The organism is Lysobacter sp. yr284 (assembly GCF_900107375.1).
GTDB lineage: Bacteria > Pseudomonadota > Gammaproteobacteria > Xanthomonadales > Xanthomonadaceae > Lysobacter.
This window is the reverse complement of sequence record NZ_FNPT01000004.1, coordinates 286,777-303,374: the sequence shown is the minus strand read 5'-3', so window position 1 is coordinate 303,374 and position 16,598 is coordinate 286,777. Positions and strand designations below refer to the sequence as shown.

The 16,598-nt window shown below is 63.0% G+C and carries 12 protein-coding genes; 7 read left to right on the top strand and 5 right to left on the bottom strand.

Annotated features, from left to right (window positions below; all coding sequences use genetic code 11):
• Positions 1 to 33 precede the first annotated feature (33 nt).
• The 3 genes from BLV01_RS09705 (at position 34) to BLV01_RS09695 (ending at position 4,558) form a co-directional block, all read left to right on the top strand.
• Entirely contained in the window at positions 34 to 498 is a 465-nt protein-coding gene (locus BLV01_RS09705; RefSeq protein ID WP_091798062.1) for a GIY-YIG nuclease family protein, read from the top strand.
• A gap of 81 nt (positions 499 to 579) precedes the next feature.
• Positions 580 to 3,135 carry a hypothetical protein gene (locus tag BLV01_RS09700; RefSeq protein ID WP_139178586.1) on the top strand — a complete coding sequence of 852 codons (2,556 nt, stop codon included), beginning with the start codon at positions 580 to 582 and terminating at the stop codon, positions 3,133 to 3,135.
• A complete protein-coding gene (locus BLV01_RS09695; RefSeq protein WP_091798056.1) occupies positions 3,113 to 4,558 on the top strand; it encodes a hypothetical protein in 1,446 nt (481 codons plus the stop codon). The genes BLV01_RS09700 and BLV01_RS09695 overlap by 23 nt, the downstream gene beginning before the upstream one ends.
• A gap of 743 nt (positions 4,559 to 5,301) precedes the next feature.
• Here the strand turns inward: BLV01_RS09695 and BLV01_RS09690 are convergent.
• Positions 5,302 to 5,958, bottom strand: coding sequence for a response regulator (locus tag BLV01_RS09690; RefSeq protein WP_091798053.1), 657 nt, complete (start codon positions 5,956 to 5,958; stop codon positions 5,302 to 5,304).
• A gap of 384 nt (positions 5,959 to 6,342) precedes the next feature.
• Here BLV01_RS09690 and BLV01_RS09685 point away from each other — a divergent pair, with 384 nt between their 5' ends.
• The 4 genes from BLV01_RS09685 to BLV01_RS09675 all read left to right on the top strand — a co-directional run bounded on the left by BLV01_RS09685 (position 6,343) and on the right by BLV01_RS09675 (position 13,360).
• Positions 6,343 to 9,132, top strand: coding sequence for an RHS repeat domain-containing protein (locus BLV01_RS09685; RefSeq protein ID WP_254782574.1), 2,790 nt, complete (start codon positions 6,343 to 6,345; stop codon positions 9,130 to 9,132).
• Positions 9,133 to 9,209: 77 nt separating this feature from the next.
• On the top strand, positions 9,210 to 12,359 hold the full coding sequence (locus BLV01_RS09680) for an RHS repeat domain-containing protein (protein WP_091798047.1): 3,150 nt from the start codon (positions 9,210 to 9,212) through the stop codon (positions 12,357 to 12,359).
• A gap of 2 nt (positions 12,360 to 12,361) precedes the next feature.
• Positions 12,362 to 12,724, top strand: coding sequence for a hypothetical protein (locus tag BLV01_RS25355; protein WP_139178585.1), 363 nt, complete (start codon positions 12,362 to 12,364; stop codon positions 12,722 to 12,724).
• Between the two features lie 174 nt (positions 12,725 to 12,898).
• Positions 12,899 to 13,360 (top strand): immunity 26/phosphotriesterase HocA family protein, encoded by a 462-nt coding sequence (locus BLV01_RS09675; RefSeq protein WP_175485842.1) that lies wholly within the window; start codon positions 12,899 to 12,901, stop codon positions 13,358 to 13,360.
• A gap of 123 nt (positions 13,361 to 13,483) precedes the next feature.
• Here the strand turns inward: BLV01_RS09675 and BLV01_RS25350 are convergent, their stop codons facing one another.
• From BLV01_RS25350 to BLV01_RS09660, 4 genes are read right to left on the bottom strand one after another with little or no spacing between them, the layout of a single operon-like run.
• Complete coding sequence (locus BLV01_RS25350; protein ID WP_139178584.1) at positions 13,484 to 13,927, bottom strand: hypothetical protein; 444 nt, start codon at positions 13,925 to 13,927, stop codon at positions 13,484 to 13,486.
• 1 nt (position 13,928) lies between these two features.
• Positions 13,929 to 16,142, bottom strand: a complete 2,214-nt coding sequence (locus BLV01_RS09670; protein ID WP_091798041.1) for a phage tail protein — start codon at positions 16,140 to 16,142, stop codon at positions 13,929 to 13,931.
• Entirely contained in the window at positions 16,135 to 16,350 is a 216-nt protein-coding gene (locus BLV01_RS09665) for a hypothetical protein (RefSeq protein ID WP_091798038.1), read from the bottom strand. The genes BLV01_RS09670 and BLV01_RS09665 overlap by 8 nt, the downstream gene beginning before the upstream one ends.
• Complete coding sequence (locus BLV01_RS09660; RefSeq protein ID WP_091798035.1) at positions 16,347 to 16,583, bottom strand: hypothetical protein; 237 nt, start codon at positions 16,581 to 16,583, stop codon at positions 16,347 to 16,349. The genes BLV01_RS09665 and BLV01_RS09660 overlap by 4 nt, the downstream gene beginning before the upstream one ends.
• Positions 16,584 to 16,598 lie beyond the last annotated feature (15 nt).

Below are 16,598 nucleotides of genomic sequence, written 5' to 3'. Positions count from 1 at the left end.
CGCCATGGCACCGATCTTCCGGTACCGAGGACCATGGGAATATCGTTTCTGGAATACGCGTCGGCGATGATCGGTTGCTACGCCGCGTTGCCATGTGACGAGCGTGAGCGCCTGCACGCATGGGAATCCGACCACCTGGGTGGCCCGGAAAACTACGGTACGTCGGATTGGCCGGGGTGGGAGAAGTACATCAGAAAATACCAACCGCCGCATCCGGCGCCCAAAGACACGTTTGGGTATGTCTACTTGATTCAGTCGACTACCGGCTACTGCAAGATCGGGTCGTCCCGCTCAGTACAGAATCGCCTAAGACAGTTGCAGTGCGCGAATCCTGAGCCGCTTACACTTCTGCAACAGTTCGCTTCTGCTAAAGCGCAACAAGACGAACTGTCGCTCCATGCCCAGTTCGCTGACAGGCGAGTCAGGAACGAGTGGTTTGCGTTGACGGTTGAAGATGTTGCGCACATATCAGCGTTCATGATCCAAGCAGGCGTCTGACCCAGAAGGTCTAGTCAAGCCCAGTGCAGACGACGGGTAGACTTTGTCGGGAAAATGGAAAGTCGTGACAGGAGCAATCCGGTGAGCCGAGATCGGGATATCGAGCGCACGATCCAGGATGGCGAACGCAACCAGAACGCCAAGCGCCTGATCCACAATTGGTGTCGTCACGCCCGCATCGAGAAATTCGGTGGTACGGGGATGATCGAGATGCAGACCGGGCTGCCCATCGGACACCACGCTATGGTGTGCGATTTCGCGTCGGCCTCGGGCATTGCCACTTGGCTGTTGGAAGAATCCGCGGTGCGCTTCTATGATGCGAACTGCGTGGGCTGTTCGCATCGTGTGGCGGTCGGACTGCCCAACCTCACCATGCTGGTGGCACGACGCGACGCTGATCGACAGGACGCAGAGAAGCGTGCGCACGAGGCGCAATGCATCAAGGAGGCAGAGCTGAAGGCGCGTGCAGCCGTCCGCGCTGACTTGCGAGCTACCCTGCCAGTGCTTGCAAAAGCCTTTATGGATGACCTCGATCGGCTCGACGCAGAGCGCAGCGAGCAGGCGGAGACCAGCTTGATTGAAAGTGCTCGCCTGGCACCGGAAATTCTCGTCCCGGCGCTCACGGAATACCTATTCTCGGTCCTAGAAGACGACGATCACTGGCTGGAGGTGGCGGCGCTGACCATCCTTGCCGACACCCAGGACCAGCGGCGACTGGTTCGCTGTGCGATGAAATGCCTGCGCGAAGGGTATGCGCTTAAATTAGCGGCGACTACGGTGGCCCAGCGGCTGGACTACGTCGATGTCGCGGACGTCCCCGAAGCCGCAATGGGCCTGGCATACGTTGCGTCGCCGCCTCGCTCGGAATTCGATCGCACCCGCCAAGACGATGGTGATCCCAATCCACTGATGCAGGTGGCGGATCGATTTCCCGAGGCTGTCCAACGAGGCTTGCTCGCCTTACTCTCACGTCGCGATCGACTGCGCGTGGGCACGACCAGCCGGGCGATGGGCATGTTGATCACTCAAAATACCCGCTGGATCCGGCCCTTTTTGCGTCCGCTGGCGGGGCATCTGTCCCGGTTGGACGTCCTAGTCGATTTCGAACGCGAATCCGAACTGCGCAAGATCGTCCACGACCTCGAAGTGGCGTTGGCCTACGCATTCTTGGCCGCGCCCGAATTGGCCGATGACGAACTGATGCGCCAGTTCGAAAGTGCTTCAGACGACGGCGAAGGCCGCTTGGCAGGCGTCTATGATCACGTGTTCCGCTTCTCGGATAAGGATCTGGACGCTGAGGCGGTGTTAGACCCCGCCTACATCCAAGCGTTTGGCGTGGCGATCCGGCGACTGGCCGCGCTGTCGACCAACTCCGACAACGACGCAGTATCCCAACACATACTGAGCGTGTTTCGATATCAGAGTACGGCGCTCGCACCGGCGGTTAAAGCGGCGATGGACGTGTTGTTAGGTACCGCCGCGGTTCTGGATTCCAAGCTTCAGGAACCAGAGCAGGAGTCCAGCGTACTGACGCCGTCGGATCCATTGGCGAAGATGGAGAAGGCCAGCCGCCGTTCGCGTTTGTGGCACTTGCGCGCCGCGCTGCTCAAGATGGCTGTACACGGCGCCCTCGCCGATGCCGAGAGCCTCGCCCGCTTCGAGGAGTTTCTCAGCCAACGCGATCGGCTCAGCGAAACGTTCGAAGCTGCGATCATGCGGGAGATCGCGCCACTGCTCGCGACTAGCACTGGGTTAAAGGTGATACTGCCGTACATGTATAGCGCCATGGTCGGGGCCTCAGTCGCCGGGCGCGCCGCTGCTGCCGATGCGCTCAAGAACATTGGCAGCCAACGATTCTCCGATCTGCCGGACTTAGTTGCCGATAGCCTAGTCCTGATGCTCTTCGATCCCTATGTCGTCGTACATAAATCGGCGGTGGCAGCGCTGGGGCGACTCCGGCTTCCGGCTCACTTACGCCGGGTGACGGTCGCCGCCCTGGATGGCCTCATCGTCGCCTACCGAGGGACAGACGACTCCGAGTTCCTGCTCGAATGCATAGAAGCTAAAGTAACGACCTATCACGAGGAAGGCACCCTGCCTAAGGCGCAGGGCCAAGTGTTGCTGGCTTTAATCGCAGAGTTGGAGCCCTCAGTACTTTTGCGCAGCGGACACCGATACTTACTCAAAAAATTTCAGCATCTCGATGGCTGGGTGGCGCTGGTCTTGGAATGGATTCGGCGCTGCCGGCAAGACTACGAACTTAAAAACGCACTCGAACTTGTAGCTGACCTTCCCCTGGGTGCGTGCGCGTCCGAAGGCCCGGCAGTCCTGGAGGTGGTGGCCACTGACCCGAGCAACACTGAGCTGTGTAGCAGGTTCGTGGAACTGCTCACGCGTGATTACGCGTGGCGGGACGCGGCGCAAGTAGCCGCGTTGCACGTAGCCGCTTTCCCTAAAACTGTGCGCGAACGGACTCGACGCCTGCAGGCACAGCAACTTGAACGCCGTGTACGGTTCGAGTATCTGATCGGCGAGGGTCAACTGAACGAAGCCATGGCGCTGGGTCAGGCCTGGATACGCGCTGACGACGAACTTGCGAAACTGTTAAAGGTCAATGAAGAATTCCCTTTCCCCTGAGTCCTTGCTACCACGACTACAAGCCGTAGAGGCCCTTGCGGCGATCGCGCATGGTCAGTGGCCGCCCCATGATCTCAAAGCGCTGGCCGTGTCGCTAGACGCGGTGTCTGTGGCCGTGTCGAGTGCGGCGGCCGCCACGACGTACAACGCGTTCGGCGGCATCCTGCGCATCATCGACATGCTGGCGCATTGGCGGCGAGCAGTGCTTGAGGCAGAACCGGACGCCGATCGGTATGTGCGCAGCGCTCGCGAGCGTTACCGACTCTGGTTGAACGACTACGACCAAAACGATGCTGCGGCACAGCTGCGTGCGGCCATCGCAGGCTTGACGACACTAGAATCGGCTGAACAGGTGGGCGACATTGCCCGCGCGCTAACCAAAGTGCCGCTGCCTATCGGGATCTTCGTGCACCCAGTGAAGCCGGACTGGGCCACCCGCGCGGACCTGGAACGCCCGAAAGAAGAGCCGTTAGTCGACCTGACCGTCGCGTTTTTGAAATTTCATTTCGATGGACAACCAGCCGCGGAAGTGCACCAGCTGGCTCCCCGGGAGGTGCACGACCTGGAGATCGAAGTGCGCGTTTCTCGCTGGCCGCAAGACAAGCGCGAATTGCGACTGACGCCGATATCGGTGGAACCAAAATCGACTTACGACTTCCCCAGCTTCCAATTCCAAAAGCCCGAAGGGGACGCGCCACATACGATGCGGCAGAGCGGCCGCGCCGCGTTGCTACTGCCTCAGGGCATGCACGCACGCCCCTTCGAGTTCAAATACACCGCTGAGTTCATCCCGGAGCGCGGGGATCAACCGGTGGCCGTCGTCGGCCACCGCACGCTGATCGTGGACGGTGCCGATGCCTCCAAGCTGCAGGTCTGTGGCTATCATGGGTTGGATCAAGCCCTATATACACTGCGTGACGCGCTGCGCCGTCGCCCCGGCGTGCCGCAATCAGAAACCGCCGATGTGCTGCTTGTGCTTGCCGCTCTGTGCAACCTGGCCGGCCGCGCGGTTCAAGACGCAGAGTTCAAAGGATCATGGGATGAGGCGGCGTTTCAGCGGTATGTGCGCGCGGAGTTGCGTCGTCTTCCGTTGATCGGTGCGGACCTGGACGAGCATGCCCATGCCGCGGGCGGCATCACTGACTTGTCATTGCGCGGTATACCGATCGAGCTCAAGGCCGTCGACACATTGATCAGTTCAGTGGATCAATGCGCCCCGTTCCTTGCCCAAACCGTCAGCTATGCCGTCGCCAAGTCCAAGCGTACGGCCATCTTGTGTGTACTCGACAGTAGCGAAAAGAAGACGGCTCCTATGCCGCCCGAAATGCTTCTGGATATCCGCACTCATGCGCAGGGTGCAGTGTCGATCTGCGTGCTAGTGATTCAGGGCCATCTGGCTCGGCCGAGCATGCTGTCACGCTAAGCACGTTTCAGTCTAGCTAATAGATAGCAAGGCGTTCCCGAGACTGCCGTTCCTGTAGACGGCTTCTCGTGACCTTATTAGTTCGGAGCTGGCAGCCACGGGCGGAGAACTCTTCAGCACACCCCATCTGGGGCATCTGGACGCCGCCGACTGCCTACACCACAACAGAACGATTTCGTCATTGGCTTCCGATTCTTCGCAGACCGAACGGTTCATTCGTATCGGCGCCAGACGAAATCGGAAATTGCGCTTCAACTTGCAATGCCCCACCCACGGAATGTAACTAGAGCCGGATATTTGTGGCCAGCCGTGAACCTACCGGTTCGAATCCGGTGGCCGTGGGCGCGCCAACACCCCCTGTTCGAACCTCTCTGTTTCGAGAGCAGCGACCGTCGAAAACGCCTCGTTTTCGGCGGTTTTTGCGTTTTGGCGTTGGACCAAGGTCGGCGCGGTTTCGGCCGAAACGGGGCAGATCAACCCCGGTTTTCTCTCTCTTTTCTCAGGGCGTTGGTTTTTTGGTCCAACGCCTCGGCCCGACCGTCCTTTATTTTCAAAGGCTTAGCGTTGGACCCAAAAGAGCGGTTTGCCTTCGACATTGCCCCTCCAGGGGAACGGCTTCTAACCAGCGCCTACTGATCGCCGGCGGCGCCCCTTTCGCGTACTCCTCGCCCACCCAGTCGGCATACGGCCGAAGTTCCTGGATGTAGGGGAACGGGTCGCCGACCTCATGTCTCACCTCTCTATCACGTGGAGCGATTCGAACGGAACGCGCCGCCGTCTCCGGCGGGCGGAATCAGGCCGCAGTCCATCGCCAACCGCGCCAGCGCGATGTCGGTCTGAACGCCAAGCTTGGCCATCACCTTCGCCCGCACGGTGCGGATGGTCGACTCGGTCAGGTCCAGCTCCAGTGCGATGTCGGCATTGCGCTTGCCCTGCACCATCAACATCGCGACCTCCAACTGGCGCGGACTGAGTTGGTCGAACGGCGTCGTCTCGAACAGCACCCGTGCGCCCAGCGCATCGTCCAGATAGCGGTGCCCGGCGGCCACTTCCCGGACCGCGCGCACGACTGCGCTGCCGTCGCGCGCCTTCGAGACGTAGCCCATCGCACCTGCCGCCAGCAACCGGCGCGGTACCGGGCCTCCATCGACCACCGAGACGATCAAGACCTTCAGGTCGGGATGCCCCGTTAGCAACCGGCGGGTGACCTCCAAGCCGTCCATGTCCGGTAGGTGGTAGTCGCACAGCACCACATCCACACGGCGGCGCGCGATGGCGACCAACGCCTCTTTTCCATTCGCGGCCTCGCCCACGACGCGGAAATCCTTCTGCGTCTCCAGCACCCAAGTCATCCCGATACGCACCAGCGGATGATCGTCGATCACGAACACACGAATCATTTTCGTCCTCGGCCTAAGGCTTCCGGGACCGACTTAACCAACACGACCGTGCCGCCATCAACTTGATCATTTCAAATTTGCTTTTCGCTGAGTCGAATCCAGGCGCCGCACAAAATGTGGCAAGCAGACGTTGAAAATGCGTAGACAAACGCGCAGCAAAAATCAGAGTTTTCCTACAGAAACTCAGCCGTCCTGTGACTAGGCTGACGCAGCCCTCGACTCCACCATGGTGCGCCGCCCCTTCTGCTGTTGAACGAACTCGGCAGGCGGCGGGCGAAGGGCACGCCATATCGCAATGCGAGATTCATTTTGTTGAGACTGGACCTCAGCGGATGCGCTGCCGATACGTAATGGCAGAGCCGTAGGACCAACAAGGACGAGCGAATGAACACGACTCTGAACTACCCGGGGAACCGGGTTGGAAATAGCCCTCGTTGGCTGGCCTATGCGATTTGCATGATGTTGTGGCCCACGATCACGTGGAGCCAAGGCAACAAAGCGCCCTGGGAGGAGTACGACAAACTCATTCAGGGCCGCGGCAAAGTCGTCGCGCTGACCGCGGACCTGTTCGGCGATTCGGTCGATCTCGCCAGCGGCGCGCTGAGCTTCTCCGCCACCGACGCCAGCGTTCCGGGCAATCAAAGCGGCCTCAGCGTCGCGGTGTCGCGCTCGTTCGCGGTCGGCAATCGCAAGGGCTACGGACCGAACGAACTGCCGTTCGCCGATTGGGACATCGAGTTGCCGCGCCTGACCGGTGTGTTCGCTGTCGGCACCGGATGGGGCAGCCCCTGCACTCACCAGGGCAACGGCCAGCCACCGCTGATCCAGCAGCCCGCGTTTTTCTATCCGCACGAGTACTGGCAGGGCAACCGCATGATCCTGCCCGGGCGCGGCGCGCAGGACATGATGGTCGCCAACGGCACGGTGCCGGCCACTCCCTCCACCGGCGGCCCGTATCCCTGGCTGACTGCGGACCTGACGTTCTTTTCCTGCTTGCCAAATCAGAAGAACGCAGGCGGCGAAGGATTCCTCGCCCTGACTTCGGACGGCACCAAGTACTGGTTCGACTGGCAGGCGCAGTTGCTCGAACCCACCCTGGAAAAAACCACGGCCGGCGGCAGCAGCGCCAGCGGCAACGTGACCTATTTGGGGCGTCGACAAGTCTCGCTGTACGCCTCGCGCGTGGAAGACCGCTTCGGTAACTGGGTCAGCTACACCTACACCAATGCCGCGACCGCGCCGGTGCGGCTCACCCGGATCGATGCCAGCGATGGCCGCGCGCTGACCCTGGAGTACAACGCCGCCGGCCATGTCGCCAAGGTCAACGAGGGCGCGCGCAGTTGGACCTATGAATACAGCCGCCCCAGCAGCGTCGCGACCAGCCTCTCGGCGGTGATCCTGCCCGACGGCTCGCGCTGGGCCCTGGATATGTCGGCATTGGCCAACGCCACGATTCTTTACGAGCAATCCACGCGCCCGGAGGAACTCGTGCGTAGCTGTGGCGATCCCGGCATCGTCGTCGGCCCAGGTGACCTGAGCGTGACCCTCACCCATCCCGCCGGTGCGCGCGGCGTATTCACGGTGGGCGTGCAGCGTATGGGCCGGTCCAACGTTCCGATGGTGTGCAGCAACTACAGCACGCCGAACAACAACCCCAACGACGATGTTGCCTATTACGCGCTGGCCTACGACGGCTTCGCGCTCAAGAAAAAGCAGCTGTCCGGCCCTGGCGTGGCCGCGGCGGAGTGGAACTACGCCTATGGGGCGCAGATATCCTTCGCACCCGGCACCGGCCCGGTCTGCACCAGCGGCGATTGCAGCCAACCGCGATGCACCTCCGACACCTGCGCCGGCACCTCGACCACGGTCGTGCAAGGCCCAGAGTCGAGCTGGACCCGATATACCTTCGGCAACAGCTATCGCTACAACGAGGGCAAGCTGCTCAAGATCGAGCGCGGCAGCAGCGCGAGCGCAATCGCGCGGACGGAGGCCTACCGCTATGCCTGGGCCTTGCCCGGGCAGCAGTTCGCGGCGTCGCTCGGCAGCACGCAGCAACCGCGCGGCGACGGTTTCGGCTCCGAATATCGGCGTCCGGAAATCGGCCGCACGGTGTCGCAGGACGGCGCGAGCTTCGACCGGCAGACGGCGACCCTCGATACCTTCGCGCGCCCGACCAAGACCGTCCGGTCGAGTTCGCTGGGCTTCAGCCGCACCGAGCTGAGCGAGTACTACGACGATACCGCGCGCTGGGTGCTGGGACAGGGCAAACGCCAGGTCAACCAGGACACGGGGCTGGTCGTGTCGCAGGTGGACTACTACGCCGCCAGCGCCTTGCCGGCCAAGCTCTACGCGTTCGGCCGGCTGCAGCAGGAACTGACCTATAACGCCGACGGCACGGTGGCGAGCGTCAAGGACGGCAAGGGGCAGGCCACGGTCTTGTCGCAATGGAAGCGCGGCATTCCGCAGGCCATCGGCTACGCCGACAGCACGGGCGAGTCGGCCAGCGTCGACGATCTCGGCCTGATCGCCTCGACCACCGACGAGAACGGCTACAGTTCCGGTTATCGCTACGACGCGATGGGGCGCTTGGCCGGGCTGACCTATCCCTCCGGCGACAGCGTCGCCTGGAACCCGGTGTCGAGCGACTTCAGCGCCAGTGGCGCGGCCGCATTCGGCCTGCCGGCGGGGCACTGGAGCCAGGTGCGCAGCGAGGGCAACAAGCGCGACCGGGTGTTCTTCGATGCCTATTGGCGTCCGGTGCTGGAGGAGACGTACGACGTCACCGACCGTGCCGACACCCTGAGCCAGGTGGTCAAGCGCTACGACGGTCTCGGCCGGCTGGTGTTCCAGTCCTATCCGCGCCGCGATGTCGCCGACATCGGCGCCGCGCTGACCGGCGTGCGTACCCGCTACGACGCGTTGGACCGGCCTATCGCCAGCGAACAGGACTCCGAACTGGGCGTGCTGACCACGTCGGTGGAGTACTTGTCCGGCTTCCAGCGCCGCACCACCAATCCGCGCGGCTACGCGACCAACGAGCGCTTCCAGGTCTTCGACGAACCCGATTTCGGCAGCCCGGTGCTGATCGAGGCGCCGGCCGGCGTATCGACCACGATCGCGCGCGATGTGTTCGGCAAGCCGCTGGAAATCGTCCGCTCGGGGCCGAACGGCTGAGCCGCGGCGATTCGGACCAATCGATCAAGTCGGCTGCGCCCAGGCGCGGCCAATGCAGCAAGGTAAGGGAGTGCCGGATGAGCCGGATCAGTAAGTGGTGGTTGGTCGTTGCGTCGTACCTGCTGTTCGCCGCGGGAGCGGCGGCGCAACAGCCCAATCCGTATATCCATGTGGCGTTCGATTACCCGAGCGAGGGCGCGCAGTACGTCGCGCCCGCGAACGTGGCGATCAAGGCGACGGCGACCGTCCTTGACGACAACGTGTTCGTCACCTCGATCGTTCTCAACGGCGCCAGTGGGCAGTTGCACCAGGTGCAAGGGCCTGAGTTGCAGTACACCTTGTCGAATCTGCAGCCCGGCAACTATGCGGTGTCGGTGATCGCGCGCAACAACCTCAACCGCACCGCCTCGGCCACGCGCAAGTTCACCGTCATCGCGCCGGGCGAGAAGCCGCCGACCGTCGCGTTGCGCGCACCGGCCGGCGCGCCATTCATCAATCCTGCGCAGATCGGGCTAACAGCGGACGCGGCCGACCCCGACGGCTACGTCGTCAGCGTCGCGTACTACGTCAACGGCCAGTCGCTCGGCACCGCCACGGCGGCGCCATATCCTTTCACCTGGAACAACGTCGGTCCGGGCAACTACAGCTTCACCGCAGTCGCCACCGACAACAACGGCAAGCAGACCACCTCGGCGGCGGTTCCGGTGACCGTTGCGCAGACGACGGTCCGCGGCAACATCGAAGGCGTGCAGCCCGCCGGCAACGGCGAGTACCGGGTCACCGGTTGGGCCTGCACCAGCGGCCACAATGCGTCGATCGACGTGGAACTGTACTTCGGCGGGGGCTGGCCGCAGGGGACCCGCGTCAGCGGACACACCGCATCGCTGCCCAGCGATGCCGGCATCGCCGCCGCCTGCGAAGCGCAGGGCGCGGCTTACCGGTTCTCGGTGCCGATCACGCCGGCGCAGCAGCAGGCCTATGCCAACCAGGGCATCTACATCCACGGGGTGTCGCCGATCGGGGCAGGGAATCTGCTCATCGGCAATTCCGGCACCTTCAAGGTTCCTGCGCCGCTGCGGATCTCTCGCCGCTACGTCTACGACCAGTACCAGCAGTTATGCAAGACCATCGAGCCCGAGACCGGTGCGACGGTGATGGAGTACGACGAAGCCGGCAATCTGCTGTGGTCGGCGGCGGGTTTGAACTTGCCCGACACCATGCAGTGCAATCGCACCGAGGCGGCCGCGTCCGGTCGCCGCGTCATGCGAACGTACGACGCACGCAACAGGTTGAAGCATCTGAACTTTCCCGACGGACGCGGCAACCAGACGTGGAGCTACTACCCCGACGGCCTGGTCAAGGACGTCGTCACCGACAACGATGGCGCGAACCAGGGGGCGGTGGCCAACGCCTACAGCTACAACCGACGCCGCATGCTCACGGGCGAGACGGTCCGCCAGACGGGGCTGTACTCGTGGTCCTTGGGCTACGGCTACAACGCCAACGGCCATCTGACGACCCAGACCTACCCCTCCGGTCTGGTCGTGCGCTATAGCCCCAACGCCCTGGGCCAGCCCAGCGGCGCCTGGGACAACGGCACCGGCGCGGTGTTCGCCAGCGGCAATCGCTACGCCGCCAACGGCGCCTTGCAACAATTCACCTACGGCAACGGCATCGTTCACACGATGCAGCAGAACGCGCGCCAACTGCCGTCGCGCAGTACCGATGCGGGCGCGATCGACCTGGAAACCGGCTACGACGCCAACGGCAACGTCGGCCAGATCCTGGATCGCCAGCGTGGTGATCAGTACAGCCGCTGGATGAGCTACGACGGCCTGGATCGGCTGACCACGGCCGGTTCCTGCAGCTTCGGCGGCGATTGCTGGCACCGCTTCAGCTACGACGCGGTCGACAACCTGCGCGGTTGGTCGCTGGGCAGCGTCAAGAACCATCGCTACGTCTATGACGCTAAGAACCGCCTGACCAACATCCTCGATGGCGACGCCGGCCCGAGCGTGATCGGCCTGGGTTACGACGACCAGGGCAATCTGTTCAACAAGAACGGGCAGGAGTACCACTTCGATTACGGCAACCGGCTGCGCCGGGTCGTCGGGAAGGAGGTGTACCGTTACGATGCCCATGGTCGGCGCACCTGGACCCAGCGAATCTCCGACGGTCTGGCCGACAGCGGTATCTACAGCCAATCGGGACAGCTGCTATACGAGTCGAAGGGCCGCACGGGCGAGCGCAACGAGTACCTGTATCTGGGCGGCAGCCTGCTGGCGACTCGGACGAAGTCGGCCAGCGATGCGGTGTCGATCAAGTATCAGCACACCGATGCGCTGGGCAGTCCTGTCGCAGTGACCAATGCGGCGGGCCAAGTGGTAGAACGGACCGAATGGGAGCCGTACGGTAGCGCTATTGGTAAGCCGAACTACAACGGCATTGGGTACACCGGGCACCCCATGGACGGGGCGACTGGCCTGACCTACATGCAGCAACGGTACTACGACTCGACCGTTGGGCGATTCTTGAGTGTTGACCCGGTCACAGCCAACGCAGTTACGGGCGGAAACTTCAATCGTTATAAGTACGCCGGGAATAATCCGTACCGATTCGTTGATCCCGATGGAAGGATGGATAAGACATCCATAGACCAGGCTAACGCTGAACAAAAAGCTGAACAACGAAAAACATCTTTGGATCGTCTACTAGAGGCGGGAAGTGGCATCGTTGGCGGAGTGCGCAGCGATATTCGCGCGCTCGGAGCCGCAGCACAAAACCCAGGCTCAAACGAGCCTACCATGGCGTTTGTCGGCCTAGGGCTGCTCTTCACTCCAGCAGGACCCGAAGGACGCCCTGTCGTGGCGGCTAGTGCAGGAGCAGTCGACCTAAGAGCAATTGGTTTAGGAGTTAAAGCTCTCGCGCAACGTTTTTTTGGACCATGGACTAAACGCGACTTGATGCGCGCCGCAGAAGGCAAGGGACCATTGGACTTCATACCGATGAGAAATGCAGCGGGCAAAGAAGTGCCCCTTGAACTTCATCATGCAGATCAAATGCCTGGCTCAGCCATCCATGAAGTACAACCGTTTCACTCTGCCATACCTGGCGCACATCCAAATAAGTACAATCAAGGCGTCACACCACAAATGCGTGCCGAGGATGCCAATCTACACTGGCAACTTCGCGGCCAAGAAATGGGCAATCCACCTCCCGGACCGTGATCATGAGACATCTAACTTTTGATGATGCTGTTTCTGCACTTAGGCGCGGCCGAGTCGTCGATCAATTGATCGAAATTGCCCCCGCTTATGGCACAACAGTGATTCGATATGTCAGCGTGACCCCAACCAAAGAGGGCAGCTTTGACGTATCGCTGATCGAGAGATTCGACGAGGGCAGGCCAGATTTTCTCGATGTCTATGCCTTCAGCTACGTTGATCCAGACCCACCTCACGGCTCGACCGAAAACTTTCCAGCACCCGGAGAGGCGTTAGCCTACGCTCAAAATGAGCTGGGCTGCTCTGGCGACAAATTTGTCAACGAGGGTGTAATCCAGGACGAGTATCGCGACCGCAAGTTCGGTTAGAACTTACGAAGCGAGTAATCCGGATTTCTTGCCCCCGGCAACGGGGCCTTTCTTTTTGCATGAAATAATTACGAAGCTGCTATAGCATCGAGTCCTGCCGCCTCCGAGCCCCCCGTTAAACAGACCCCATCTCGCGAATCCGGATCGAGACTTTAGCCCAGGAAGCCAGAAATAGTGGCACATAAATACAGCGAGGGCACATGGTTTGCGGTCCCCCTGCGGAACGGCGGGTTCGCTACAGGCATCGTCACTAGGAAGAGCAAAAAGGGCGGGGTCGTCGTGGCCTACTACTTCAGGCCACTGCGTGATACGCCCAGCACGATGGAGGAGGTCGCACCACTTTCCGTCGCCGATGCTTTGATCGCGCTCCGCTCCGGTGACGTCTCTATCAAGAAGGGACTCTGGCCCATTATTGGGCACACAGCGAGCTTCTCCAGAGAAGAATGGCCTACCCCGCTGTTCATGAGGAAGCAAGAAATAGGCGACAAGGCATATGCCATGGCCTACGACGATGAAGACGTCAGCGTGCTGCTACGTGAGGAACTCGTTGCGTACGACGCAAACCTATCTCCCGGTGGGCTTCATGGTGACGGAGCTGTGGAACTGATCCTCACTTCAGCACTAAAGGCGAACTGAAACACTTAACTTAGGCCCCGGCAACGGAGCTTTTTTGCCTATTTACTACTGCCTCGGCAACCGCTGCACCCGCCCTTGCCGATCGATCTCGCGCACTCCCTCGCCACCTACTGCCCCTGTGCTTTAGGTATCCGTGCAGTAGCTCATGCTGTCCAGCGCTAGCCATGCAACCTGCGCGCTAGGCGGCAGCCCCACGAACACCTCTCCGTTCGTTCGAACATCGATTCGAGTCGGCGCTCCTGCATCGCTCAGCGTCGTCATGATCAACTGCGCGGACGGACGGAGCGGCGCAGGTAAAACGAATAACACCGTTCCGCCAGCTCCGCCCTTGACCACACCCCGCAGTTGCACACGGTTGCCGTCCTTTCGGTAGCCGACCGCGGCAAACACGTCTCCGAAGTTCGTCCAAGGCGCGTTGAGCGACGGCGCCACCCACGCGCCCTTGCGCGCGTCGGCCACCGCCGCGGCCGTACTTCGTCGGGTTTGTCCACCCTGCACCACCGGCACGATTTCATCGCCGGTCAGCGCGCTCGCCGCCGGCAGCTGGGACAGTTTCAGATTCGCCATGTCATTCCATCAGCAGGTAGTCGCCGGCCTCGGTCACCAACTCGTCGCTGGTCTCCGACCGCAGCAGGCCGTTCTTGAAGTCGAAGGTGTGTGCGGCCTTCTGCCAACTCGCCAGACCGTCGCGCGTCGAGCCGATCTCGGCCCGCAGGCGGTAGACACCCTTAAGCGGGACGGCGTAGCTGGTGCCGGTGATTGGCGCGGGGCTCTCGAGGACCGTGCCGGCGATGGCGTCCAGCAAGCGCAGCATGTAGGCGGTGCCGGCCTCCGGGCCGATCGATCCCTGGCCGTGGTCGACCAGCTGATCGCTCTGCAGGCGCCGGTCGCGGTGCGCCCAGCTCACCACCAGGTCGCCGTCTACGGCGGCCGGATAGCGGGCACCGGCCAGTTTCAGATCGCCCGGCGGATACGGCCGCGCTTGGCGCTGCGTCAGCTTGACGCTGTCCACCGGCGCCAACGCCGGGTCCAGCTGCGCGCTCGACGTGCGGGTCAGCAGCTTGGCCTCGACGGTCTCGCCGACGCTGTAGTCCGTGGGGTCAGCCGCGGCGAAGTCGTCATAGAACCAGATCCGGGCGCCCTCGGCATGCGGCACCGGCACGGTGTCGCCGCAGCCGCGCGCCAGCATCGCGGTCTGGGTCTGCGGGTCGATCGCCACCACGCGGACCAGCTCGTCCTCGACCCAGGCCGCGGTGCCGACCGCCACCTGATCCAGCGCGCGCCCAGCCGCCAGTTGGACCGACGTCGTCGTCGCCGACAGCGCGCCAGCCTGGATCGCAGTCGGGCACCAATCGCCGGTGCCGGCCTCGGCGTAGGCGCCACCGCCCACGCGCGTGGTCAGGATGTAGTTCAGTGCCAGCCCGCCCGGCTGTTCGCCCACGGCCAGCACCACGCCCGCGTCCGCCAGAAGCGCCGCCAGCGCGGCGGAGTCGAGCGTGGTGGCCAGATCCCGGTAACCGGCCTCGAACAGCCGCCGCGTCGGCGCCGGCTGCGGATTCCGGTCCGGCGGCGTCCACACCGGCGGCTGCGGCTGCAAATAGCTCGTCGCCGGCAGGCCGAACACGTCTTGCACCGCTGCGACCAGGATGGCGCCCTCTGCCAGCTTGCCGTCATCGAACGTGCCGGCGCGCAGCACCAGGGTGCCGATCTCGCGGAACGGATCGCGGATACAGAACACGCTGCCGGGCGCGAGGGCGCCACCGCGGCGGTCGAGCCGGACTTTGAATCGCTTCAAGGCCGAGCAGGCGATCGACAGATCGCGCGTGCCGACCCGCGCCGCCAGCTCGGCGGTCGGCAGGCCGCGATACTCGGTGGTGGTCGAGGCCACGCCGCCGGTGGCTTGGATGCCGGCCAGATCCTGGACCCGGATCTGCCGTTCTTCATCGCGGATCGGGTCATACCAGGTCACGATGACTTGGTTGACCGCGCCGTCCTGCGCGCCGCCCTCATCCTCCTCGATCGCCAGCAGGCCGGACTCGTAGTCGAACACCGGCAGGTCTTCGATCCGGTAGTCGTCGCGCAGCAAGCGCAGCGTCGAGCGGCCGGTGCTGCGGTCGGTGTACTGTGCGGCGCCGATGTGGTCGATGACGACTTGCATGAAGTCGCTGATCGACGTCTGGCGCGCCCAACGCAGGCAAAGCCCGAAACCCTCGGCGTGCAGTGTATCGGCGGCGCGTCGATAGCTGGCTTCGTCCAGCAGGCCTCGGTCCAGGCCACGCCCCCAATCCCGGTTCGTCAGGCACTCGACCAGGATGTGCGCGGGGTTCATCGCCCGGATGGCGCCGTTGGCGAGCCAGATCACCGCCTTCTCGGGATACCAGGGCGCGCCATCCCACCCGGCCAGCGCGCGGCGCGCGCGTTCCTTCCACGGCTTGGGGTACGGGTTGTTCGCCGCGATCTGGCCGTCGAAGTATTGCGTGGTGCTACAGCGGAAGGCAGGCGTGGGCGTGCCGTGCAACGCGGCCAGCGCCGGCAGCACCGCTTGGTCGGCGTCGCCCATCAGCACGTCGAGCGTGCCCTTGATGCCGCCCTCGCCCTTGTCGCCGCCGAACAGGTCGGGCTTGTTGATCAGGATGCGGCCGCTCTTGGTGATCGAGCCTTTCCAGGCTTCGCGGTCCCCGACCCGGATCTCGACAATCTCGTCCACTGGTCCCCGTGCGAGGCCCATGTGCAATCCGAACAGGTAGCGATGGCCGACCGTCTGCTTCTTGCGACTACCCATCCACCGCCTCCGCGCGCGCGAACGCGACTAGGTGCAGGCCCAGCGCGTCGCCGGTCGCCTCCAGCGTCTCGGCCTGGATGCCGTCGCGCACGAATGCGCTCCAGTCCAGGCCGTAGTAGGCAAACCATTCGCGACCGCCTTGCGCACAAAAGCCCGGCCGCGCTCCGAAACTCGGCGCGCGACGCAGGTGATCCAGGGTCACGATCACTTCTTGCCGCCTTTTTGCTTGATCGCCTGCGTGCGGTACTGACCGACGCCGAGGACCATCCAGTCGGAGATCCACACGTCGCCGAAGATCACCGCCTGCGGCGTGCCCTCGATGGCCTGCGGGAACTGGAAGTCGCCGAAGGCCGCCGGCTTGGGCTGCGGCGGTTTCGGCCGTGCGGCCGCCGAGACGAAATAGCTGACCAGCCAGATCGCGAGCTGGACCCAGACGTTCATGGAGTGATCCGAAAG